This window comes from Pseudomonas sp. LS2P72 (genome assembly GCF_054897865.1).
In genome coordinates this window covers 4,147,073-4,165,295 of the sequence record NZ_CM142708.1, presented here as the reverse complement: position 1 = coordinate 4,165,295, position 18,223 = coordinate 4,147,073, and the positions used below count along the sequence as shown (strand labels likewise).

19 protein-coding genes and 1 pseudogene are annotated in these 18,223 nt (G+C 59.2%); 10 read left to right on the top strand and 10 right to left on the bottom strand.

Features of this window, described 5'->3' with window-relative positions; genetic code table 11:
* Positions 1–161: 161 nt before the first annotated feature.
* Positions 162–1,202, top strand: coding sequence for an Ldh family oxidoreductase (locus ACYZUA_RS18970; RefSeq protein WP_461960114.1), 1,041 nt, complete (start codon positions 162–164; stop codon positions 1,200–1,202).
* A gap of 169 nt (positions 1,203–1,371) precedes the next feature.
* Here the strand turns inward: ACYZUA_RS18970 and ACYZUA_RS18965 are convergent, their stop codons facing one another.
* Positions 1,372–1,689, bottom strand: coding sequence for an ElaB/YgaM/YqjD family protein (locus ACYZUA_RS18965; RefSeq protein WP_123364977.1), 318 nt, complete (start codon positions 1,687–1,689; stop codon positions 1,372–1,374).
* 165 nt (positions 1,690–1,854) lie between these two features.
* Between ACYZUA_RS18965 and ACYZUA_RS18960 the strand changes: the two genes are divergently transcribed.
* On the top strand, positions 1,855–2,106 hold the full coding sequence (locus ACYZUA_RS18960) for a hypothetical protein (protein ID WP_461960113.1): 252 nt from the start codon (positions 1,855–1,857) through the stop codon (positions 2,104–2,106).
* A 53-nt stretch (positions 2,107–2,159) separates the two neighbouring features.
* Positions 2,160–2,276, top strand: a pseudogene (locus tag ACYZUA_RS18955) (carbon-nitrogen hydrolase family protein); the annotation flags it as partial.
* Between the two features lie 10 nt (positions 2,277–2,286).
* Here the strand turns inward: ACYZUA_RS18955 and ACYZUA_RS18950 are convergent.
* The 4 genes from ACYZUA_RS18950 to ACYZUA_RS18935 form a co-directional block, all read right to left on the bottom strand.
* Positions 2,287–2,832 (bottom strand): GNAT family N-acetyltransferase, encoded by a 546-nt coding sequence (locus tag ACYZUA_RS18950; protein WP_461960112.1) that lies wholly within the window; start codon positions 2,830–2,832, stop codon positions 2,287–2,289.
* Between the two features lie 27 nt (positions 2,833–2,859).
* Complete coding sequence (locus ACYZUA_RS18945) at positions 2,860–3,333, bottom strand: LEA/WHy family protein (RefSeq protein WP_461960111.1); 474 nt, start codon at positions 3,331–3,333, stop codon at positions 2,860–2,862.
* Positions 3,334–3,390: 57 nt separating this feature from the next.
* Entirely contained in the window at positions 3,391–4,863 is a 1,473-nt protein-coding gene (locus ACYZUA_RS18940) for a nucleobase:cation symporter-2 family protein (RefSeq protein WP_461960110.1), read from the bottom strand.
* Between the two features lie 212 nt (positions 4,864–5,075).
* Positions 5,076–5,969 (bottom strand): LysR family transcriptional regulator, encoded by an 894-nt coding sequence (locus ACYZUA_RS18935; RefSeq protein ID WP_461960109.1) that lies wholly within the window; start codon positions 5,967–5,969, stop codon positions 5,076–5,078.
* A gap of 102 nt (positions 5,970–6,071) precedes the next feature.
* On the opposite strand from ACYZUA_RS18935, the gene ACYZUA_RS18930 reads away from it, so the two are divergent.
* Together ACYZUA_RS18930 and speB are read left to right on the top strand one after the other, a co-directional pair.
* A complete protein-coding gene (locus ACYZUA_RS18930) occupies positions 6,072–7,163 on the top strand; it encodes a polyamine ABC transporter substrate-binding protein (RefSeq protein ID WP_461960108.1) in 1,092 nt (363 codons plus the stop codon).
* 13 nt (positions 7,164–7,176) lie between these two features.
* Positions 7,177–8,136 carry an agmatinase gene (speB, locus tag ACYZUA_RS18925; protein ID WP_461960107.1) on the top strand — a complete coding sequence of 320 codons (960 nt, stop codon included), beginning with the start codon at positions 7,177–7,179 and terminating at the stop codon, positions 8,134–8,136.
* A gap of 102 nt (positions 8,137–8,238) precedes the next feature.
* Here speB and ACYZUA_RS18920 read toward each other — a convergent pair whose 3' ends face one another.
* On the bottom strand, positions 8,239–9,291 hold the full coding sequence (locus ACYZUA_RS18920; protein WP_461960106.1) for an aldo/keto reductase: 1,053 nt from the start codon (positions 9,289–9,291) through the stop codon (positions 8,239–8,241).
* A gap of 204 nt (positions 9,292–9,495) precedes the next feature.
* On the opposite strand from ACYZUA_RS18920, the gene ACYZUA_RS18915 reads away from it, so the two are divergent.
* The 5 genes from ACYZUA_RS18915 to ACYZUA_RS18895 all read left to right on the top strand — a co-directional run bounded on the left by ACYZUA_RS18915 (position 9,496) and on the right by ACYZUA_RS18895 (position 13,110).
* Entirely contained in the window at positions 9,496–10,212 is a 717-nt protein-coding gene (locus tag ACYZUA_RS18915; protein ID WP_461960105.1) for a helix-turn-helix transcriptional regulator, read from the top strand.
* 52 nt (positions 10,213–10,264) lie between these two features.
* A complete protein-coding gene (locus ACYZUA_RS18910; protein WP_461960104.1) occupies positions 10,265–10,606 on the top strand; it encodes a nuclear transport factor 2 family protein in 342 nt (113 codons plus the stop codon).
* A gap of 182 nt (positions 10,607–10,788) precedes the next feature.
* Positions 10,789–11,907: a cell division protein ZapE gene (gene zapE / locus ACYZUA_RS18905; protein WP_461960103.1), complete on the top strand. Its 1,119-nt coding sequence runs from the start codon at positions 10,789–10,791 to the stop codon at positions 11,905–11,907.
* A gap of 16 nt (positions 11,908–11,923) precedes the next feature.
* Positions 11,924–12,505 (top strand): DinB family protein, encoded by a 582-nt coding sequence (locus tag ACYZUA_RS18900; RefSeq protein WP_461960102.1) that lies wholly within the window; start codon positions 11,924–11,926, stop codon positions 12,503–12,505.
* 113 nt (positions 12,506–12,618) lie between these two features.
* Positions 12,619–13,110, top strand: a complete 492-nt coding sequence (locus ACYZUA_RS18895; RefSeq protein WP_461960101.1) for a GNAT family N-acetyltransferase — start codon at positions 12,619–12,621, stop codon at positions 13,108–13,110.
* A gap of 126 nt (positions 13,111–13,236) precedes the next feature.
* On the opposite strand, the gene ACYZUA_RS18890 is transcribed toward ACYZUA_RS18895, so the two are convergent.
* From ACYZUA_RS18890 to ACYZUA_RS18875, 4 genes are all read right to left on the bottom strand, one after another.
* The gene (locus ACYZUA_RS18890; RefSeq protein ID WP_461960100.1) at positions 13,237–13,440 is read right to left on the bottom strand and encodes a hypothetical protein; all 204 of its coding nucleotides are present in this window, start codon (positions 13,438–13,440) and stop codon (positions 13,237–13,239) included.
* A gap of 96 nt (positions 13,441–13,536) precedes the next feature.
* The gene (locus ACYZUA_RS18885; RefSeq protein WP_461960099.1) at positions 13,537–15,774 is read right to left on the bottom strand and encodes a TonB-dependent siderophore receptor; all 2,238 of its coding nucleotides are present in this window, start codon (positions 15,772–15,774) and stop codon (positions 13,537–13,539) included.
* Positions 15,775–15,942: 168 nt separating this feature from the next.
* Entirely contained in the window at positions 15,943–17,676 is a 1,734-nt protein-coding gene (locus ACYZUA_RS18880; RefSeq protein WP_461960098.1) for a phosphoethanolamine transferase CptA, read from the bottom strand.
* A 199-nt stretch (positions 17,677–17,875) separates the two neighbouring features.
* Positions 17,876–18,058, bottom strand: a complete 183-nt coding sequence (locus ACYZUA_RS18875; RefSeq protein WP_056739988.1) for a DUF6026 family protein — start codon at positions 18,056–18,058, stop codon at positions 17,876–17,878.
* Between the last annotated feature and the right edge of the window lie 165 nt (positions 18,059–18,223).

Here is an 18,223-nt window from a genome sequence, read left to right as displayed (position 1 = left end):
CAGTGGAAGGCTCGAGTGCGGTACATATTGCTTGATCCGAACAGGCTGCCGAGACTTGACAGGACGACGGTAAAACAGCGCTTAATCGACAACTGTTTTGGGTTGCCCTGCAACTCGCTTCACCCTGTTGCCCGTACTCAATAATAAAACTGGAGCTTCAGATGACCGCAACACCCGAAGTGGCCGTCAGTTCGAACACTCAAACGCTCGATTTCGACGCGCTCGTTCTTTTGCTTGAGCAGATTTTTCAGCGCCATGGCACCTCCGCCGATGTCGCCAGGACACTGGCCCTCAACTGCGCCGGCGCCGAACGCGATGGCGCCCATAGTCATGGCGTGTTCCGCATTCCCGGTTACGTATCGACGCTCCAGAGCGGCTGGGTCAATGGCCAGGCCGTGCCGGTGGTCGAGGACGTGGCTTCGGGCTTTGTCCGGGTCGACGCCGGTAATGGTTTCGCCCAGCCGGCCCTCGCGGCAGCGCGCGCACTGTTGGTGGAGAAGGCCCGCAGTGCCGGCATTGCGGTGCTGGCGATTCGTAATTCCCACCATTTCGCCGCCTTGTGGCCGGATGTCGAGCCCTTCGCCTATGAAGGCCTGGTGGCGCTGAGCGTGGTCAACAGCATGACCTGCGTGGTGCCGCACGGCGCCGATCGTCCGCTGTTCGGGACCAACCCGATTGCGTTCGCCGCCCCTCGGGCTGACGGCGAGCCGATTGTCTTCGACCTGGCGACCAGCGCCATTGCCCACGGCGATGTGCAGATCGCCGCGCGCAAGGGCGAGCGTTTGCCGCCAGGCATGGGGGTGGACGGTCTCGGCCAGCCGACCCAGGACCCGAAAGCGATTCTTGAGGGCGGTGCGTTGCTGCCGTTTGGCGGGCATAAAGGTTCGGCGCTGTCGATGATGGTGGAGCTGTTGGCGGCAGCATTGACCGGCGGCAATTTTTCCTTCGAGTTCGATTGGTCGAACCATCCGGGGGCCAAGACGCCGTGGACGGGCCAACTGTTGATCGTGATCGACCCGAGCAAGGCGGCCGGGCAGAATTTTGCCGAGCGCAGTCAGGAACTGGTCCGACAGATGCACGGGGTAGGGCTCAAGCGGTTGCCGGGTGATCGACGTCACCAACAGCGGGCCAAGGCCAGCACCGGTGGCATCCCGCTCGACGCGCAGACATTGGCGAGTTTGCGGGCATTGGCCGGGCTCTGAGTCCTGCATACTCTCAGTCTGCTAAAAGCCGGGCATGAAAAAGGCGAGCTGCGTGCTTAATGCCATTCAGTTAAGCAATTTCAGCTGCTACGGATCGCGTTTTGGCTTAACTGATCGGCATTAAGCTGCGTGCTCGCCTTTTTGCTGGGTACTGATTAAACGGGGTCGCTTAACGCCGACCCAGCAACAACCCGACTACCAGGCCGAAACCGGCAGAGATCGCTACGGTTTGCCACGGATGACCACCGATGTAGGTTTCAGTGGCTTCGACCGCAGGTTTGGTCCGGTCACGAACGCTGGTGACGGAGTCCCGCGCCTGTTGAAGTTTCTGGGCGATCTGCCCACGAAGTGTGTCCGCTTCCTCTCCGACGAGCGAGGCACTGCTTTTGAGCAGTTTTTCCGACTCTTCGATCAGAGCCTGAAGTTCGCTGAAGGCTTGATCCTTGATCTGGTCTTCGGCGACTTGTGCGGCGGTTTTCCGGGCCATTGAGGTACTCCTTGCAGATAAGTGGACAGTGAACAGTGGAGTCTGTCGTCAGCGAAAAAGTTGCAGTGGGTTTTCGCGTTGACCCAACCCTGACGAAAAATCCTGAGTCGGACATTTCTTCCTACAGTGTAAGATGTCGCCTATTTTATGCAGCAGGTAACTCCCATGAGCTTCAATCTGGCCGACAAATCCCTTGCCGAGCGCGCTGCGCTGGAAGATGAGAAATCCCGTCTGTTCGATCTATGGCAAAGCAACCTGGGCAAGTCCAAGGGCGAAGCCGCACGATTGTTCGGTGAACGCGCCAAGCGCAAAGGCAAATGGGCCGAGTGGGTCCGTGCCGAACTTGACGGCATGTCGCCCCCGGAATTCGCGAACATGGTGCGCAGCGAAGTCAATCGCCTGATGGCTGCTAAATAAAACTCTATTTGACACCACTCCCGCGGTGCTGCCCGGACTTTCAGCACCACCTGATCGAGGATTCGCCGCAAGCCTTGGGCGTGGAGATCGCCAACTGGCCGGCGGACCGTCCATTGATTGCCGGTGGCAGCGTGATCGTCGGGTGGACGGCGGATAAGCGGGCCAAACCGGGTGTTCGATTTATCTGAGAGCACGCCACTCTTCACGGGTGATTTCCCAGAGGTCCCTGGGGAACTGCCCGCTGACGAAGTCGCCCTCGTCGCTGCGGATCAAGCGCATGCTCGTACGTTCCGAGAGTTTGCGCGAGCCGATGTTGGGCGCCGCTTTCGGTACCCGCATCACGGATCGGCCGAGGGTGTCGAACCAGTACTCGGTGACCGCCGCACTGGCTTCAGTCATCAAGCCCTTGCCTTGCCATTTTGGCCCGAGCCAGAAGCCGCGGTTGTTGTCCTGCTCATCCATCAGGCTGATAGTGCCGATCAGTTGCTCTGGCGCCGACTTCAAACGAATCGACCAGTGCCACTCTTTGCCGGCGGCAATCGCCGGCAACGCGATGTCACGCAGATAGGTCAGTGCGCCGTCGGCGGGGTATGGCCAAGGTACCAAGGCGTTGAGATAACGCACCACTTCCCAGTGCGGAAACTGTTGCTGGATAGCGTCGGCGTCGGCCAATTCCAGCGGGCGCAGGATCAGGCGTTCGGTGTACAGCGTGGGTGTGGCGTCCATGTTCTTTGCCGCTCCTTGAGTCGTGAATTACCAGGTACCCGTCGTCGATGTTGGCAGGCTGAGTTTGCCACTGTCCACGAAACGCAGGGTACCGAACAAGCCGCCCGCGAGTTTGCCGCGCAGGACGTAGGGCAGGTTGTCGAGGGTTTGGGTTTTGCTCAGGCCCAGTGTCTGGCGCAGCACCGAGAACGCCGAAACACTCACCGGAACGGTCAGCACGGTTTCGGAAAAGCGTGCCATCGAGCCCGATTGATCGCTGACACCGGAGGCGAGTGGCTGGCCATTGACCTCCAGGTCCAAGGCCACGCCGTTGTAATTGATGGTGGTTTCGTTGGGGTTTTGTACACGTATTTTCACGGCAAAGCGTACTTCCATGTCCTGGCTTTGCAGCGGCTCGAAGCCGACCACGTTGATGTTCAGCGGATCGCGATTGGGCAGCAGGGCGCAGGCGCTCAGGGAGAGCAAAAGAAGGGAAAGGATTACGGCGTGGACACTGCGCATGGACATGCTCTCTTAAAGAAAAGGCCGAACCACCAGTGGCTCGGCCTCGAGCATTTTCTAGCGGTTCAAGGGTGCGACAGCTGCGGGCGAGACGGGTTCACCCTTGGCCGGGACATCCGGGTTTTCCATGACCCGCAGGATCGAGGCTTCCGGATCGAAATCGTCTTCTTCCAGTTCAATGAACTCTTCGGGCAGGAAGATGTTGAGCACGATAGCGCACAACGCGCCGACGGTGATCGGCGATTCGAAGATGTTGTGCAGCGCCTTTGGCAACTCGCGCAACACTTCCGGCACCGCCGCGACACCCAGGCCCATGCCGAGCGAAATCGACACGATCAGCATGTTGCGCCGATGGAGGCCGGCTTCGGCGAGGATTTTGATCCCGGCGACGGCGACGGTGCCGAACATCACCAGTTCAGCACCACCGAGTACCGGTTTGGGCATCAACTGCAGCACCGCGCCGATCATCGGGAACAACCCCAGCAGCACCAACAAACCGGCGATAAAGAACGCCACGTAGCGGCTGGCCACGCCGGTGAGCTGAATCACGCCGTTGTTCTGGGCGAAGGTCACCATCGGCATGCTGTTGAACACGGCGGCCATGGCCGAATTGAGACCATCGGCGAGCAGACCTGACTTGATTCGGCGGATGTAGATCGGCCCTTTGACCGGCTGCCGGGAAATCATCGAATTAGCCGTCAAGTCACCGGCGGCTTCCAGCGGCGACACCAGGAAAATCACCGCCACTGGCACAAACGCCACCCAATCGAAGTTAAAACCGTACTTGAACGGAACCGGTACGCTCATCAGCGGTACGTCGGGCAGGCTGGCGAAGTTGACGTCACCCATCAGCCAGGCCACGACATAGCCGAGAGTCAGGCCGATGACGATCGCACCGAGGCGCAGGAACGGCACATCGACCCGGTTCAACACCACAATCGTTCCGAGCACCAGGGCCGCCAAGGCCAGGTGACTGGCCGCGCCGAGGTCCGCCGCACCGAAACCGCCGGCGATGTCGGTCATGGCGACTTTGATCAGCGACAGCCCCATCAGCGTGATGATCGTGCCGGTCACCACCGGGGTGATCAGCATCCGCAATTTGCCGATGAACTGGCTCAACACCACTTCGATGAAGGCGGCGAAAAAGCACACACCAAAGATCGTCGACAGGATCTCATCGGTGCCGCCACCCCGGGCCTTGACCATGAAACCGGCACTGAGAATCACGCTGATGAATGAGAAACTGGTGCCTTGCAGACACAGCAGGCCGGAACCGATCGGGCCGAAACGACGCGCCTGAACAAACGTGCCCAGCCCCGAGACGAACAGCGCCATGCTGATCAGGTACGGCACTTCGCTTTGCAGGCCGAGGGCGCCACCCATGATCAGCGTCGGGGTGATGATGCCGACGAAACTGGCGAGCACGTGTTGCAGGGCGGCGAAGACGGTGGCGGTCAGATGCGGGCGATCGTCGAGGCCGTAAATCAGGTCGTTATAGCGCGGGGCAGGGGCTTTTTCAGTGGCGGTCATGGTGATGTGCGTGCCAGAAGGCGGGCCGGGTCAAAAAATGGAGGCGCAGGATGCCAGAAAGACTATTTTGTGGCGAGCGATGAACCTCACATACCAAGCGCAATCTCTGTGGGAGCGAGCCTGCTCGCGAAGAGGCCGGCATATCCAACATTGATATCGACTGATACGCCGCCTTCGCGAGCAGGCTCGCTCCCACAGGAACGTCGCTGGCTTCAGGTAAACGCCGCGAGTAAATCCTCTTCAAAGGCTTTTTGCGCATCCCCCGGTACCTGGGCGCGATGGCGGGCCAGATGGAATGCCACGTCGAAACTCATATCGGTACGGCGCACGGCCCGCAGTAATCCCTTGTCTTCCCAACTGCGGGCAAAGTGGCTGGGCAAGTAACCGACGTGCTTGCCGGAAAGAATGAAGGCGAGGGTACCTTCGACTTGCTCCGAGCGCGCCGAACACATTTTCCCCTGGAAGGGTTCGTCGCTGCGCAGGAAGCGATAAGGGTGATCGACCCGATCGCACGCCTGTAGCGCTTGATCGTCAGGCGCATCATGGGTGAACAACGGATGGCCGGCGGCGCAATACAGGTGCTGGGTTTCGGTAAACAGTTCGCGGTAGTCAAAAGCGCTTTGCACTTGTGAGAAATAGCCGATCGCCAGGTCCAGTCGTTGTTGCAGCAGCAACCGTTCCATTTCGCCGGGCATGGCGCTGATCAATTCGATGCGGACCGATTCGTCCCGTTCACGAAAGCGCCGGATCGCATCGGCCACCCGTTGCAGCACGGATTGATCGAGCGCTTCGGACAACCCCAGACGAACCTCGCCGATCAAACGCCCGGCCACACCATTGGATTGGTGGCGGAAGGCTTCGATGGACTCGAACAGGCTGCGAGTCGCGCTGAGCAGTTGTTCGCCCTTGGGCGTGATCTTGAAACCACCCTTGCCGCGACTGCACAGGCGATAGCCGAGCCGGGTTTCCAGTTTGGCCATTTGCTGACTGATGCTTGACTGGCTCAAGCCCAACTCACCCTGAGCCGCGCTGAAACCGCCGCACTCCACCACGTTGACGAACAGGCGCAGCAGTTGCAGATCGAGATCATGGAGTTGGCCGAGCATCTAACATTACTCCTGGATAAAGTCAGGATAACTAACTTGGTATTTTTCCAATGTATCCGACGATGCATTCTGCATCCACTTCATCTGGTCAGGTGTTCCGTCATGGCTCCCATGTTCAAGCTGTGTTTACCCGCGCTGTTCCTCGCCATGGCCGTATCGGCCCAGGCCGAGGAAAAAGTCCTCAATCTCTACAGTTGGTCCGATTACGTAGCACCTGAAACCTTGCAGCGTTTCGAGCAGGAAACCGGCATCCACGTGCGCTACGACACGTTCGATTCCTCGGAGGTGCTCGAGACCAAGTTGCTCACCGGTGGCAGCGGTTATGACGTGGTCGTGCCATCTTCCAGTGTGCTGGCTCGCGGACTGGCAGCCGGTGCGTTGAAAGAAATTCCACATGAAGGTCTCAAGGGATACGCCAACCTCGATCCGGATTTGCTGGAAAAACTCGCTGCCGTCGACCCCGGCAACCGCTATGGCGTGCCTTACACCTGGGGCACCCTGGGTTTGGGGATGAATGTCGAAGCGGTGAAGCAGCGTTTGCCGGATGTGCCGCTCAACAGCCTGGACCTGCTGTTCAAGCCTGAGTACGCCAGCAAACTGAAAGACTGCGGCATCGCCATTCTCGATTCGCCTCAGGAAGTGATCGGCCTGGCGCTGCATTACCTGGGTAAAAATCCCTACAGCACTGACAAGGCTGATCTGTCAGCCGCCGAGGCGCTGTTGCATCAGCTGCAACCCAATGTGCTGTACGTCGCGACCGGTCGGCAGATCAGCGATCTGGCCAATGGCAGCGTCTGCCTGGCGTTGACCTACAACGGTGACGCCAGCATGGCGGCCGATCAGGCGCGCAAGGCCAACAAGCCGTTTGAAGTGGCGTACCGGATTCCGAAAGAGGGCACGCTGGTCTGGCAGGACAACCTGGCGATCCCAAAGGACGCCCCACACCCCGAAGCCGCCCGCGCCTTTATCGAATTCATGTTGCGCCCGGACTCCGTCGCGGCGCTGACCAACACACTGTTCTTTGCCACGGCCAACCAGGCAGCAACGCCGCTGGTGGATGAGGCGGTGCGCACCGACCCGGACATTTACCCACCCGCCGATGTTCGCGGTCTGCTGTACGCCGACCGCAGCATGAGCCTCAAGGACCTGCGCCAGCGCACTCGCTTGTGGACCACTTTCCGTAGCCGCCAATAATAAGGAACCCGAGATGGACGTCCCGATGCAAAACGATCAGGCCATGACCCGCGACAGCCTCTACGGCACTGCCGCCGAAAGTACCTACGCCGGTATCACCAGTTTCATGCGTCGACGCTACAGTCGCGACTTGCGCGGCGTCGACGTAGCGGTCAGCGGTGTCCCGTTCGACACCGCCACCAGCAACCGCCCCGGAGCGCGTTTCGGACCACGCGGCATTCGTGCCGCGTCCACCGGGATTGCCTGGGAACGCCACTGGCCATGGGCCTTCGACCCGTTCGACCATCTGGCGGTCATCGACTTCGGCGATTGCGACTTCGATTACGGCACGCCGCAGTCGGTGCCGGAAAGCATCGAAGCCCACGCCGAACACATTCTCAACGCCGGTAGCGCGATGCTGACGTTTGGCGGGGATCACTTCATCACGTATCCGCTGCTCAAGGCCCATGCGCGTAAACATGGTCCGCTGTCGTTGATCCACTTCGACGCCCACAGCGACACCTGGCCGGACGAAGACGGCAAGCGCGTCGATCACGGCACGATGTTCTGGCACGCGGCCAAGGAAGGTTTGGTGGATCCGTCGCGTTCGGTGCAGATCGGCTTGCGCACCACCAATGACGATCACCAGGGCTTTCAGGTGCTGGATGCGCGACAAGTGCATCGACGTGGTGTCGATGAAATTGTCGAGGCCATTCGGGCGCGGGTCGGTGATAACCCGGTGTACTTGACGTTCGACATCGACTGCCTCGATCCGGCCTTCGCTCCAGGCACCGGAACGCCAGTGTGCGGTGGCTTGAGCACGGTGCAGGCGCTGGAAATCCTCGGCGGCTTGCGCGGGATCAATCTGGTGGGAATGGACGTCGTGGAAGTGGCGCCGGCCTACGACAGTGCGGACATTACCTCACTGGCGGCGGCGACGTTGGCGATGGAAATGCTGTGCCTCTATGCAGCGAAGCATAAGGTCGATCGGTAAAACGCTATCGCGGGCAAGCCTTGCTCCTACAGGATTCTCGGCGAACACAAAATGTGTGAACGCCACAAGACTTGTAGGAGCAAGGCTTGCCCGCGATGCTTTTCAGGCTACTGGAATGATTGGCAGGTCCAGGGTTTCAGCCCCGGTAAATCGCGCCATCGACCCGGCAATGGATTCATGGGGCACGCCCATCTCCACACCACTGACCCCATCAAGTCGCGACAGTTGATCCCCGCTCAACTGCACATCCAAGGCACCCAAGGTCGCATCCAGTTGTTCACGGGTGCGCGAGCCGAGAATCGGAATCAGTGCCGTGGTCGAACGCTTGGCTTTTTCCCGCAGCCAGGCAATGGCCACGTGCGTCGGGCTGGCGCCCAGTTCTGCGGCGACGGCCAGCAAGGTGTCGAGCAGGGCGGTTTCGCGGGCGCTTTTCTCGGCGTGGATCAGCATGCCAAGTTTGGCGGCGCGGTTGTCGCTATCGTTGGTGCGGTACTTGCCAGTGAGGAACCCGCCACCCAACGGTGACCATAACGTAGCGGCCAGGCCCAAGGCTTCGGCCATCGGCAGTTGTTCACGTTCGGCGGTGCGTTCGGCGAGGCTGTATTCCACCTGAATCGCAGCAATCGGTGAGAACCCGCGAACCTCGGCTAACAAATCAGCCCGAGCGATGCGCCACGCCGGGAAGTTCGACAGCCCGGCGTAATGAATCTTGCCGGCGCGCACCAGATCGTCAAAACCACGCAGGATTTCTTCCATCGGCGTCACGCCATCGCTCATGTGGGCCCATAACAGGTCGATGTGGTCGGTATTGAGTCGTTTAAGGCTTTCTTCCACGGCGCGAACCATGTTCTTGCGGTTGTTACCCGTGTGGGAAATGCCCGCAGCCGGCGTAGTCCCCAAGGTGTATTTGGTGGCGATGACCAGGCGATCCCGTTCGGCTGCGATGAATTCGCCAAGCATGACTTCCGACTGGCCGGCCTGATAGCCATTGGCGGTGTCGATGAAATTGCCGCCGGCCTCCAGGTAGCCATCAAAAATGCGTTTGGCTTCGTCACGCTCGGCACCATGGCCCCAACCGGTGCCGAAGTTACCGGCGCCCAACGCCAGTTCCGAGACCCGCAAGCCGGTTTTGCGGCCGAAGACTTTGTAATGCATGGGATGACTCCTGAAGGGAAAGACGTTGGGGTCGAATATAAATGTCTAGCGACATGTATTAAATATGATGTCGGTAATATTGAACGTCAAGATACTTTTTCATTCGCAAGAAAAGGGCCGACCAGCGGCCACAACGCTACTGCCAGTTTCTGACAGGGTCCTCTGCTAAGCTCCGACAACTTTTACGGACAGAGCCTGCCGATCGTGTCGCGTACCACTCGTTTACTGACCCTGTTGCAAGTGCTGCGCGGCAAAAGTCGCCCGGTGACCGCGGCGACACTTGCCGGTGAATTGGAGATTTCCGAGCGCACGCTGTACCGCGACATCGCCGAACTTACTGCCCTTGGCGCGCCAATCTACGGCGAAGCGGGGATCGGCTATGTACTGCGCAGCGGTTTGTTTCTGCCGCCGTTGATGCTCAACGCCGATGAAACCGAAGCCATCGTGCTGGGGTTGCGCTATGTGGATCAGCGCGGGGATGAGGTGTTGAGCAAGGCGGCGGCGGATGCGCTGGCCAAGATTGCCGCGGTATTGGCGCCTGAAGCGCTGGACGCGTTACGCAACCCGACGGTGTTGCCGGGGCCATCCGGCTATGGCTTTGCACCCAACGCGGTGCCACTGAATGTGTTTCGCCAGGCCATTCGCGATCAGGCCAAGCTGCACATCGATTACGCGGACGCCAATCAGGTGCCGAGTCAGCGGCTGATTTGGCCGCTGGCGCTGGGGTTCCTGAACGAGGTGCGAATCATCGTCGCCTGGTGCGAGTTGCGCAGCGCCTACCGCACCTTTCGCACTGACCGGATTTCGGCTGCGAACGAGCAGGGCGAGCGTTATCCGGGGCGGCGCAGCGACCTGCTACGTACCTGGCGCAAGCAGATGCAACTGGACGAAGCCGGGCGCTTCACTCCTGACAAGAACTGACACAGGCTTGTTTTAGCATGGCTCCAGAATCAACAAACAAGGAGCCGTAACCATGTCCAATCCCGCCTCTTCACTGGCACCTGCCATCGCCGCCTATATCGCTGCGGCCAATGCCCGCGACACCTCGCGGGTCGCCAGTTTTTTCGCTGAGGATGCCAATGTGTTCGATGAAGGCCTGCACCAGGTCGGCACTCAGGCCATCGCGCAATGGATGCAAGACACCGCCCAGCGTTACCAGCCACGGGTTGAAGTGCTCGACGTGCAACTGCGCACCGGCAAAGTGCTGGTGCATAACCTGATCTCCGGAACGTTTCCCGGCAGCCCGCTGGAATTGCGCTACATGTTTCGCCTGAATGAACAGGGCAAGATCGCCCGGCTAGACATCTCTCTTTAACACCAAACCAAGATCGCAACGAGAGCCCCTTGTAGCAGCTGGCGAAGCCTGCGTTCGGCGACGCTGTCGTCGTGATATCAGGCGTCGCGGTGTATCAGGATGACCGCGTATACAGGTTTTACGACGACTGCGTCGCCGAACGCAGGCTTCGCCATCTGTTACATGGACGTATACTGCCGCGCATGAATGTCGACTCCCCCTTAAGTGCCTGGCAACACGCCATTGAACAGAAGGGCTTCGTCCAGGACGAAGCCCAGGAACATGCCGTGTGGGCGCTGCAGAAATGCTACGAGGCGCTGCATGAAGGGCGCACGCCGATCACTGGCGTGTACCTCTGGGGTCCGGTCGGGCGCGGCAAAACCTGGTTGATGGACCAGTTTTACCAAAGCCTGAAGGTCCCGGCCCGCCGCCAACATTTCCACCACTTTATGGGCTGGGTGCATCAGCGTTCGTTTCAATTGACCGGCACCGCCGACCCGTTGAAGGCGCTGGCTCGCGAACTGAGCGAGGAAGTGCGGGTCCTGTGTTTTGACGAATTGTTCGTCAACGACATTGGCGACGCGATCATTCTCGGGCGTTTGTTTCAGGTGATGTTCGAGCAGGGCGTGGTGGTCGTCTGCACCTCCAATCAGCCACCGGATCAGCTGTACGCCGATGGCTTCAATCGCGACCGGTTCGTGCCCGCCATCGAGGCCATCAAGAAACATATGCAGGTGATTGCGGTGGATGGCGGCGAAGATCATCGTCTGCACCCAGGCAAAGGTTTGCAACGTTACTGGGTGGCGGCACCGGGGCAACCCAGCGCGCTGGGTGAAGTGTTCAAGGCACTGACCGTCGGCCAATCGGTGTCCAGCGACCCGATCAAAGTGGGCTACCGCTCACTCAATGTCGTGCAGGCCAGTCAAACCGTGCTCTGGACTCGTTACGGCGACCTCTGTGAACAGCCTTTTGCCGCCATGGATTTCATCGCCCTGTGCGACACCTTCAGCGTTATTCTGTTGAGTGACGTACCCAACCTCAGCGCGCAAAAGCGCGAAGGGCGCATCGCCCGAGGCACTGAAGATGGCGTCGAACGGGTGGTGGCGGGCGATCGCGAGTTGCCGCAATTGTCGGTGCATGACGACGGTGTACGGCGTTTCATCGCCCTGGTGGAGGAGTGCTACGACCGTAAGGTGCCACTGTGCCTCGAAGCGCAGGTGCCCATGGAATCGTTGTACACCGAGGGTTATCTGGAGTTTCCGTTCCGCCGCACCCTCAGCCGTTTACAGGAAATGCAGCTGCAACGTTTCGCCGAAGCTTGAACAAGGAGCCGCGAACATGAATCAGCCTTTGTCGCACCATTTGCTGACCATGGCCTATCAGAACGCCTGGGCCAATCATCGACTCGCCAAGGCCTGGAGCCAGTTGAGCCCGGCCGATCTGGCGGCGCCGCGGGTCAGCTTCTTTCCAAGTCTGCGCGCCACCCTCAATCACATCCTGACCTGCGACTGGTTTTACCTGGATGCGCTGGAGCGGGAGTTGCGCGGCGACGATCCGCATCCCGATTGCTATGTGTTTTTCAACCAGGACGAGCCGTTTACGCACGCAGTTGAACTCAAGCGCGAACAAGCGCTGGTGGACCTTCGACTGATCGCCTATTGCGAGCAAATGCGCGACGCAGACCTCGGCAAGATCGTGACCATCGCCCGGGACACGCCGCAACATGACAGCCGCTTGCGCCTGCTGTCCCATCTGTTCGAGCACCAGATCCATCATCGCGGGCAGGTTCACGCCATGCTCAGCGGTACCTCGGTCAAACCACCGCAACTGGACGAGTTTTTCTGTGCCGGTGAGTCAGGCCTGAGGGCTGAGGATTTTGCCGAGCTGGGGTGGACCGAAGCGCTGATCTGGGGTGCTTGAGCGAGAAATTACCGCAGGATCGGGTTGTCGACACGGCTGTGCCCGCGATATTGTCGGTCGGCCCTTCAGTGCGAGATGCACTGGGGCAACTTAATGTGTGAACGAGGGTGGAAATGGAATCCGCAGAAATTCTTGTGCTTCAGGCCAGTTACACCAATCCGCTGCATGCCGAGGCTATTGGGCTGGTGCTGAATGCTTACGCCGAAGACCCGATGGGTGGCGGCCACTCCTTGCCCGCCGACTTGCTCAAGCAACTGCCGGCGGAACTGGCCAAGCGTCCCCACGCGTTCAGCGTTCTGGCCTTCGTCGGTGGCGAGCCGGCCGGGCTGGTCAATTGCTTTGAGGGCTTCTCGACTTTCGCCTGTCGGCCGTTGGTCAACGTGCACGATGTGTGTGTGGTGTCGAAATTTCGTGGCTTGGGGTTGAGCCAGAAGATGCTGCAAAAGGTCGAGGACATCGCCCGCCAGCGCGGTTGCTGCAAAATCACACTGGAGGTGCTGGAAGGTAATGCAGTCGCCCAGGCTTGCTATGGCAAGTTCGGTTTTGCCGCAAGCATGTTCGACCCTGCGCACGGTCGGATGTTGTTCTGGACCAAAGCGCTTTAAGCATTTCAGCTAGGGACGTGAATCGCAATTCGTAGGAGCCAGGCTTGCCGGCGAAGGCGATCTCAAGTACGCCTTCGCCGGCAAGCCTGGCTCCTACGAATCCGATGGGTCCATTTCGCCCTTTGTCTATTTCGGTCTGTAGGTCTCTGTCACTTGCGCGGTTTGATCATTCGGAACCCTGATTTCAGCGGTGTTGCTACTTTGATTCGCCTCCTGGCTCAGCCGCAGGCTCTCAAAGTAATACCGCATGCGTTCAGCGCCGCCTTCGGCGAATGCAGCGGTTGAACTGAACATCATCAGGCCGGCGAGGATCATGGTTGTACATTTCATGGTGTGCCCCACTACGAGTTGTCGGGTCCTTTCGTCCATGAAGCAATGTCGAAGGGACATTATCCGCCGATTCCGTCAAATGGGAATTGCCTGCACCTAGAGCTTCCAGTCCAGGCTCAGGGTCACCGTGCGCGGGTCACCCCAGAACACGCCGTTATAGAACCCGACGTTGTCGTAATACTTCTTGTCGAACAGGTTGTCGACGTTCAAGGAGGCCGACAGGTGCTTGTCGAACTCGTACCGCGACATCAGTTTGACCACGGTGTAGGCCGCCTGCCGGATGTTGGTCCTTTCGGTGATCACCGCACCGTCGGCGCTACGTCCCACCGGGCGACTGGCGGCGCGGAACACATCGCTCTGCCAGTTCACCGCGCCACCCACGGTCAGTGCCTGCCAGTCGCCGGGCAGACGATAGGCCGTGGAGAGCCGGAACATATTCAGCGGCTGGTTGGTATTGGCGCGTTTCTTTTCGCCATTGGTCGAGTGGGTGTAGGTGTAGCCGGCCGTCATGTTCCAGCCGGCCATGACCTCGCCCGAGAGCTCGGCTTCGAAGCCCTGAACCTTGTTGCCTTTGCCGCCTGACTTGTAGAACTCGTCGCCGGTCACAGGGTCCGGTGGCACCGAATCGTCGACTTCGGCTACGTTGTCCTGTTTGCTCCAGAACAGCGCGGTGGCGAGGTTCAGACGTTCTTCAAGCAGGCTGCCCTTGAGCCCCAGTTCATAGTTGCTGCCCACCACCGGTTCGAGGTATTTGCGATTGCGGTCGCGGTTGTCTTGCGGCTTGAAGATGTCGGTGTAACTGACGTATGCCGTGTATTCGGGGGTGAGGTCGTAGAGGAGCCCAGCATAGGGCGTCCACATGTCGTTGTGTTCCTGGCTGCTGGCATCGACGCTGCTCAGTTGCAGGTTGTCGTCGTACTTGTTGGTCTTGGTCGACACTTTCCAGCTGCCATAACGACTGCCGAGTACGGCGTGCAGGTCATTCGTCAGCCTCAGGCGAGTGGCCAGGTAACCGGCCTTCTGGCGAGTACTGTCTTTTGAACCTGAAAGATGGGTGACGGTGTCGGGAAACCTGGCGATGTCGCCCATGTATTTCCAGTCGCGAATGCTTTCGTAATCCGCCGCCCTTGGGCCTTCCGACATGTAGGGGGAATCCTCCCGGCGCTCGGCCTCGCCATAGCCGATCATCATTTCGTGTTCCCGTCCGAACAGCGAGTAAGGGCCTGCCACGTTGAAGTCATAAGCCTTCATTTTTTGCGTACTGAGCATGTGGCTGACGTTGGCGCTCATGCCACTGCGATCAGCCTCGGGGAAACCCCCGCCGCCGTAGTAGATCTTGCCGGCAGTGTCGCTCTCGCGATGGGTGTAGGCGGCCTTGGCGTGCCAGCCGGCACCCAATTGGTGTTCCAGCGTGGCGAACGCGGTTTTGTCCTTGAGCGGCCAGGAACTCCACGACGTGGCCATGTTGGTGGAGCGTCCGAGGTTGGCCTTGCTACCGCCAGCGTTCCAGTACGGCACCGTGCCCCAGGATGTGCCCTGGACGTGTTTGTTCTGATAGTCGTAACCCACGGCCAACACGGTGTCATCGGTCAGGTCGGCTTCGAGAATGCCGTAACCGACCTCCCGTTGTTGCTGGTACTTGTCGCGGAACGAATCGCTGTCGCGATAGGCCAGCACGCTGCGTCCGCGCAAGCGGCCATCAAAGGCCAGCGGACCGCCGACATCCAGATAACTGTAGTAGTCGTCATAACTGCCGCCGCTGACCCCGGTCTGTACCTGCCACTGCGCCGTTGGGCGTTTACGCACCATGTTGATGGTGGCCGACGGGTCGCCCGCGCCAGTGGTCAGGCCGGTCGCGCCGCGAACCACTTCGATGCGGTCGTAGATGATGGTGTCGGAATCGGACTTCATGTAGGTGAAGGTGTTCAGCATGCCGTCGATCTGGAAATTGGTGATCGAGTAACCCCGGGACGAATAACTGACCCGGTCCGAATCGTTATGCTGAACGACCACGCCAGTGGTCTGACTCATGGCTTCGGACAGCGTGCCGAGTTTGAAGTCGTCCATTTGCTGGCGCGTGACCACGGACACCGATTGCGGCGTTTCCTTGATCGACAGGTTCAAGCGCGTCGCAGTGCTCATGGCGCCGGTGGTGTACGACTCGGTGTTTTCGGTGGTGCTGCCCAAGCCTTGGGCGGTGACATTGGTGGCGCCCAGTTCGAGGGTGCGGCCGGGCTCTTTGTCAGGGCTGGTTTGAGCCAGCAAGTCGGGGCACAGGGCGGCACTGCACAAGCCCAGGGTAAAGGTCATGGAACGGGTGATAGGCGCGAACATCGCAGCCGACTCCTTGTCTTCGAGGGAAAAATTCCGTTTGTTCAAAGACGAAGAGGGAAGAAGGGATTTAGCGATTAACGAGAATTATTGTTATTTGCAAATGTTTCGGACAACGCAATCGCGCCATTGGCACAGTGAAAAAGGGGCCGGAACCGGCCCCTGAAAGGATTACTGCTGAATGACTGCCACCGCCTTGGGTTTCATCAGGCTGAAGTCGATCAATGCCTTTTGCTCGCGCTCATAAGGATTGCCGATCATCAATGGCCGTGGTTTGAAACTGTCGCTGACCACGCTCTTGCTGCGATCCAGTTCATCGAAGCTCAGACCCGCCAGATCAGCCCAGGTGTGGATCAGGTGCGAGCTGCTGTAAGGCCGCCCCAGATCACCGGCAAAGCTCCAGTCATGATTTTCGCGCCATTTAGGCGAGGCCCAGGCCATGAACGGAATGGTGTACATCGGCGCCGTCGGTTTGCTTTCGTTGCGCCCAAGGGTGCTGTGGCCAGGAGAATCGAAAACGTCTTCACCGTGGTCGGAGAGGTACAGCAGGAACCCGTTCGGATCGGATTTGGCGTAGTCCTTGATCAGGCTCGAGACCACGAAGTCGTTGTACAGCACCGCGTTGTCATAGCTGTTGTACGTCGGCACCTGATCGTCGCGCACACCGTCCGGAACGTCTTTGCGGTCCTTGAACTTATCGAAGGACGACGGATAACGGTATTGATAGCTCATGTGCGTGCCAAGCAAATGCACGACGATCAGCTTGCGCGGCGCAGCGTCGGCCAAGGCCTTGTTGAACGGCTCGATCACGTCGCCATCGTACTGGGCGGCATTCTGGTTGCGGTTGTTGTTCAGGTATACCTGCTCGTCGGCCTGCTCGGAGAAGGTCGTCAGCATGGTGTTGCGCTTGGTCATGGTCTGCTGGTTGGTGATCCAGAAGGTCTTGTAGCCTGCCTGTTTCATCATGCTGACCAGCGACGGAGTCGACAGATACAGGTCCGGGTTTTCTTCGTCGGCGAAGGTCAGAACCTGCTGCAACGCCTCGATGGTGTAAGGGCGCGGGGTGATGACGTCATCGAAGACCGCCAGTTGATCCTTGAGTTTGTCCAGCTCCGGGGTGGTTTCCCGAGGGTAGCCGTAGAGGCTCATGCGCTGACGGTTGGTGGACTCACCGATCACCAGCACCAGCGTCGCCGGCTGATTGGCCGCCGAATCCTTGAGATTGTGCAGCGGTGGAATCTTGCTGGCGCTATGGAGCATGTCCTGCATGCCGGCCAGGGTATCGAGGTAGCGGTGATAAGCCACGGCCATCTGCCAGGGCACCGCGGGCTCGATGCGGGTTTCGAACTTTTCGAATCCGCCGGCGAGGCTGCCGGTACGCGCGGTTTGCTTGATCAGCGGATAACCGACGACGGCGACCACAATCGCCGTTGCAGCCACCAGCGCCCGACCGCGCGGCATGTACACCGGGCGCAAGCGAGTCCAGAGGAAGTAAGCGAAAGCGGTGTGAGCGAGGAACGCCGCCACCATCCACCAGGCAAAGTACTGAGTCATGTACTCGCCGGCTTCAGAGATGTTCGACTCGAACATAATGAAGATGACGCTTTGGGAAAACTCCTGCTGATAGATGAAGAAGTAACCCAGGCTGGCCATTGAGCAGGCCCACAGCACCACACCGATCAGTGCAGCCATGACACGTGTTTGTTTGGGGAACAGCAGCATCGGCGCAAGCCAGATGGCACTCATCACAAAGGCTTGGCGGAACCCGGTAAAACCAGAGGTGCCGGTCAGTTGGATCAGTAGTTGGGTAATGCCGGAAAAATACCAGAAGAACAGAAACAGCCAGAGAAATCCTGTCCAGTCGAAACCTTTCGCAGACGTATTGCTGCGTTTAAACAAAGCCATTCAGCGCTCCAGCCAGTAATCACTTTCATCGTCGGGACATCAATATCACCGACGAACAGGCACCGCGCGGATACCGAGCGGCCATAATGCGCCGGAGTATCAACAAGCGGGTGTGAAAACTTTGTGAGTTGCCGGGTTTGTCAAAGAGCGATGGCAGGTCGGAAACAGCAGCGGGCTGCTTCCGAATCAAGCGAGGGGATCAGGCGTGAGGCACACGGTGAGTGACGGGCAAAGGCTGGGCCTGATTGCTTTGTGTCAACAAGCGCAATTGCGCGAGCTCCTGCTTCAACTGGTCGCGCTCGTCTTTCAACTGGCGCAATTCATCGCGACGGATCGTGACGTAAAGGGTTTGTGCTGGCAGTGCTGCGTGTACTGTGCCCATTGCTCACCTCGCAAATGGCTGTCTCAACTGTAAACCTGCCCCGACATCGGGTGCTGACTTACTATCGGCGCTGATTTTGATTTCTTTTGCCCTGGAAGGGAACTTTTTTATTTTTCATGGTCGTTGTGTCTTCGATGCGATTACCGACGTTATCAATCTGGATCG

What these genes read in the sequence shown, in the direction of transcription:
- ACYZUA_RS18945 (WP_461960111.1), bottom strand. Translation starts at nt 3,333, where the DNA reads ATGCGCAGTGTCCACGCCGTAATCCTTTCCCTTCTTTTGCTCTCCCTG.
- ACYZUA_RS18885 (WP_461960099.1), bottom strand. Translation starts at nt 15,774, where the DNA reads ATGTTCGCGCCTATCACCCGTTCCATGACCTTTACCCTGGGCTTGTGC.
- ACYZUA_RS18935 (WP_461960109.1), bottom strand. Translation starts at nt 5,969, where the DNA reads ATGCTCGGCCAACTCCATGATCTCGATCTGCAACTGCTGCGCCTGTTC.
- ACYZUA_RS18890 (WP_461960100.1), bottom strand. Translation starts at nt 13,440, where the DNA reads ATGAAATGTACAACCATGATCCTCGCCGGCCTGATGATGTTCAGTTCA.
- speB (WP_461960107.1), top strand. Translation starts at nt 7,177, where the DNA reads ATGGACGTCCCGATGCAAAACGATCAGGCCATGACCCGCGACAGCCTC.
- ACYZUA_RS18880 (WP_461960098.1), bottom strand. Translation starts at nt 17,676, where the DNA reads ATGGCTTTGTTTAAACGCAGCAATACGTCTGCGAAAGGTTTCGACTGG.
- ACYZUA_RS18950 (WP_461960112.1), bottom strand. Translation starts at nt 2,832, where the DNA reads ATGGACGCCACACCCACGCTGTACACCGAACGCCTGATCCTGCGCCCG.
- zapE (WP_461960103.1), top strand. Translation starts at nt 10,789, where the DNA reads ATGAATGTCGACTCCCCCTTAAGTGCCTGGCAACACGCCATTGAACAG.
- ACYZUA_RS18900 (WP_461960102.1), top strand. Translation starts at nt 11,924, where the DNA reads ATGAATCAGCCTTTGTCGCACCATTTGCTGACCATGGCCTATCAGAAC.
- ACYZUA_RS18970 (WP_461960114.1), top strand. Translation starts at nt 162, where the DNA reads ATGACCGCAACACCCGAAGTGGCCGTCAGTTCGAACACTCAAACGCTC.
- ACYZUA_RS18920 (WP_461960106.1), bottom strand. Translation starts at nt 9,291, where the DNA reads ATGCATTACAAAGTCTTCGGCCGCAAAACCGGCTTGCGGGTCTCGGAA.
- ACYZUA_RS18895 (WP_461960101.1), top strand. Translation starts at nt 12,619, where the DNA reads ATGGAATCCGCAGAAATTCTTGTGCTTCAGGCCAGTTACACCAATCCG.
- ACYZUA_RS18965 (WP_123364977.1), bottom strand. Translation starts at nt 1,689, where the DNA reads ATGGCCCGGAAAACCGCCGCACAAGTCGCCGAAGACCAGATCAAGGAT.
- ACYZUA_RS18875 (WP_056739988.1), bottom strand. Translation starts at nt 18,058, where the DNA reads ATGGGCACAGTACACGCAGCACTGCCAGCACAAACCCTTTACGTCACG.
- ACYZUA_RS18960 (WP_461960113.1), top strand. Translation starts at nt 1,855, where the DNA reads ATGAGCTTCAATCTGGCCGACAAATCCCTTGCCGAGCGCGCTGCGCTG.
- ACYZUA_RS18940 (WP_461960110.1), bottom strand. Translation starts at nt 4,863, where the DNA reads ATGACCGCCACTGAAAAAGCCCCTGCCCCGCGCTATAACGACCTGATT.
- ACYZUA_RS18910 (WP_461960104.1), top strand. Translation starts at nt 10,265, where the DNA reads ATGTCCAATCCCGCCTCTTCACTGGCACCTGCCATCGCCGCCTATATC.
- ACYZUA_RS18930 (WP_461960108.1), top strand. Translation starts at nt 6,072, where the DNA reads ATGGCTCCCATGTTCAAGCTGTGTTTACCCGCGCTGTTCCTCGCCATG.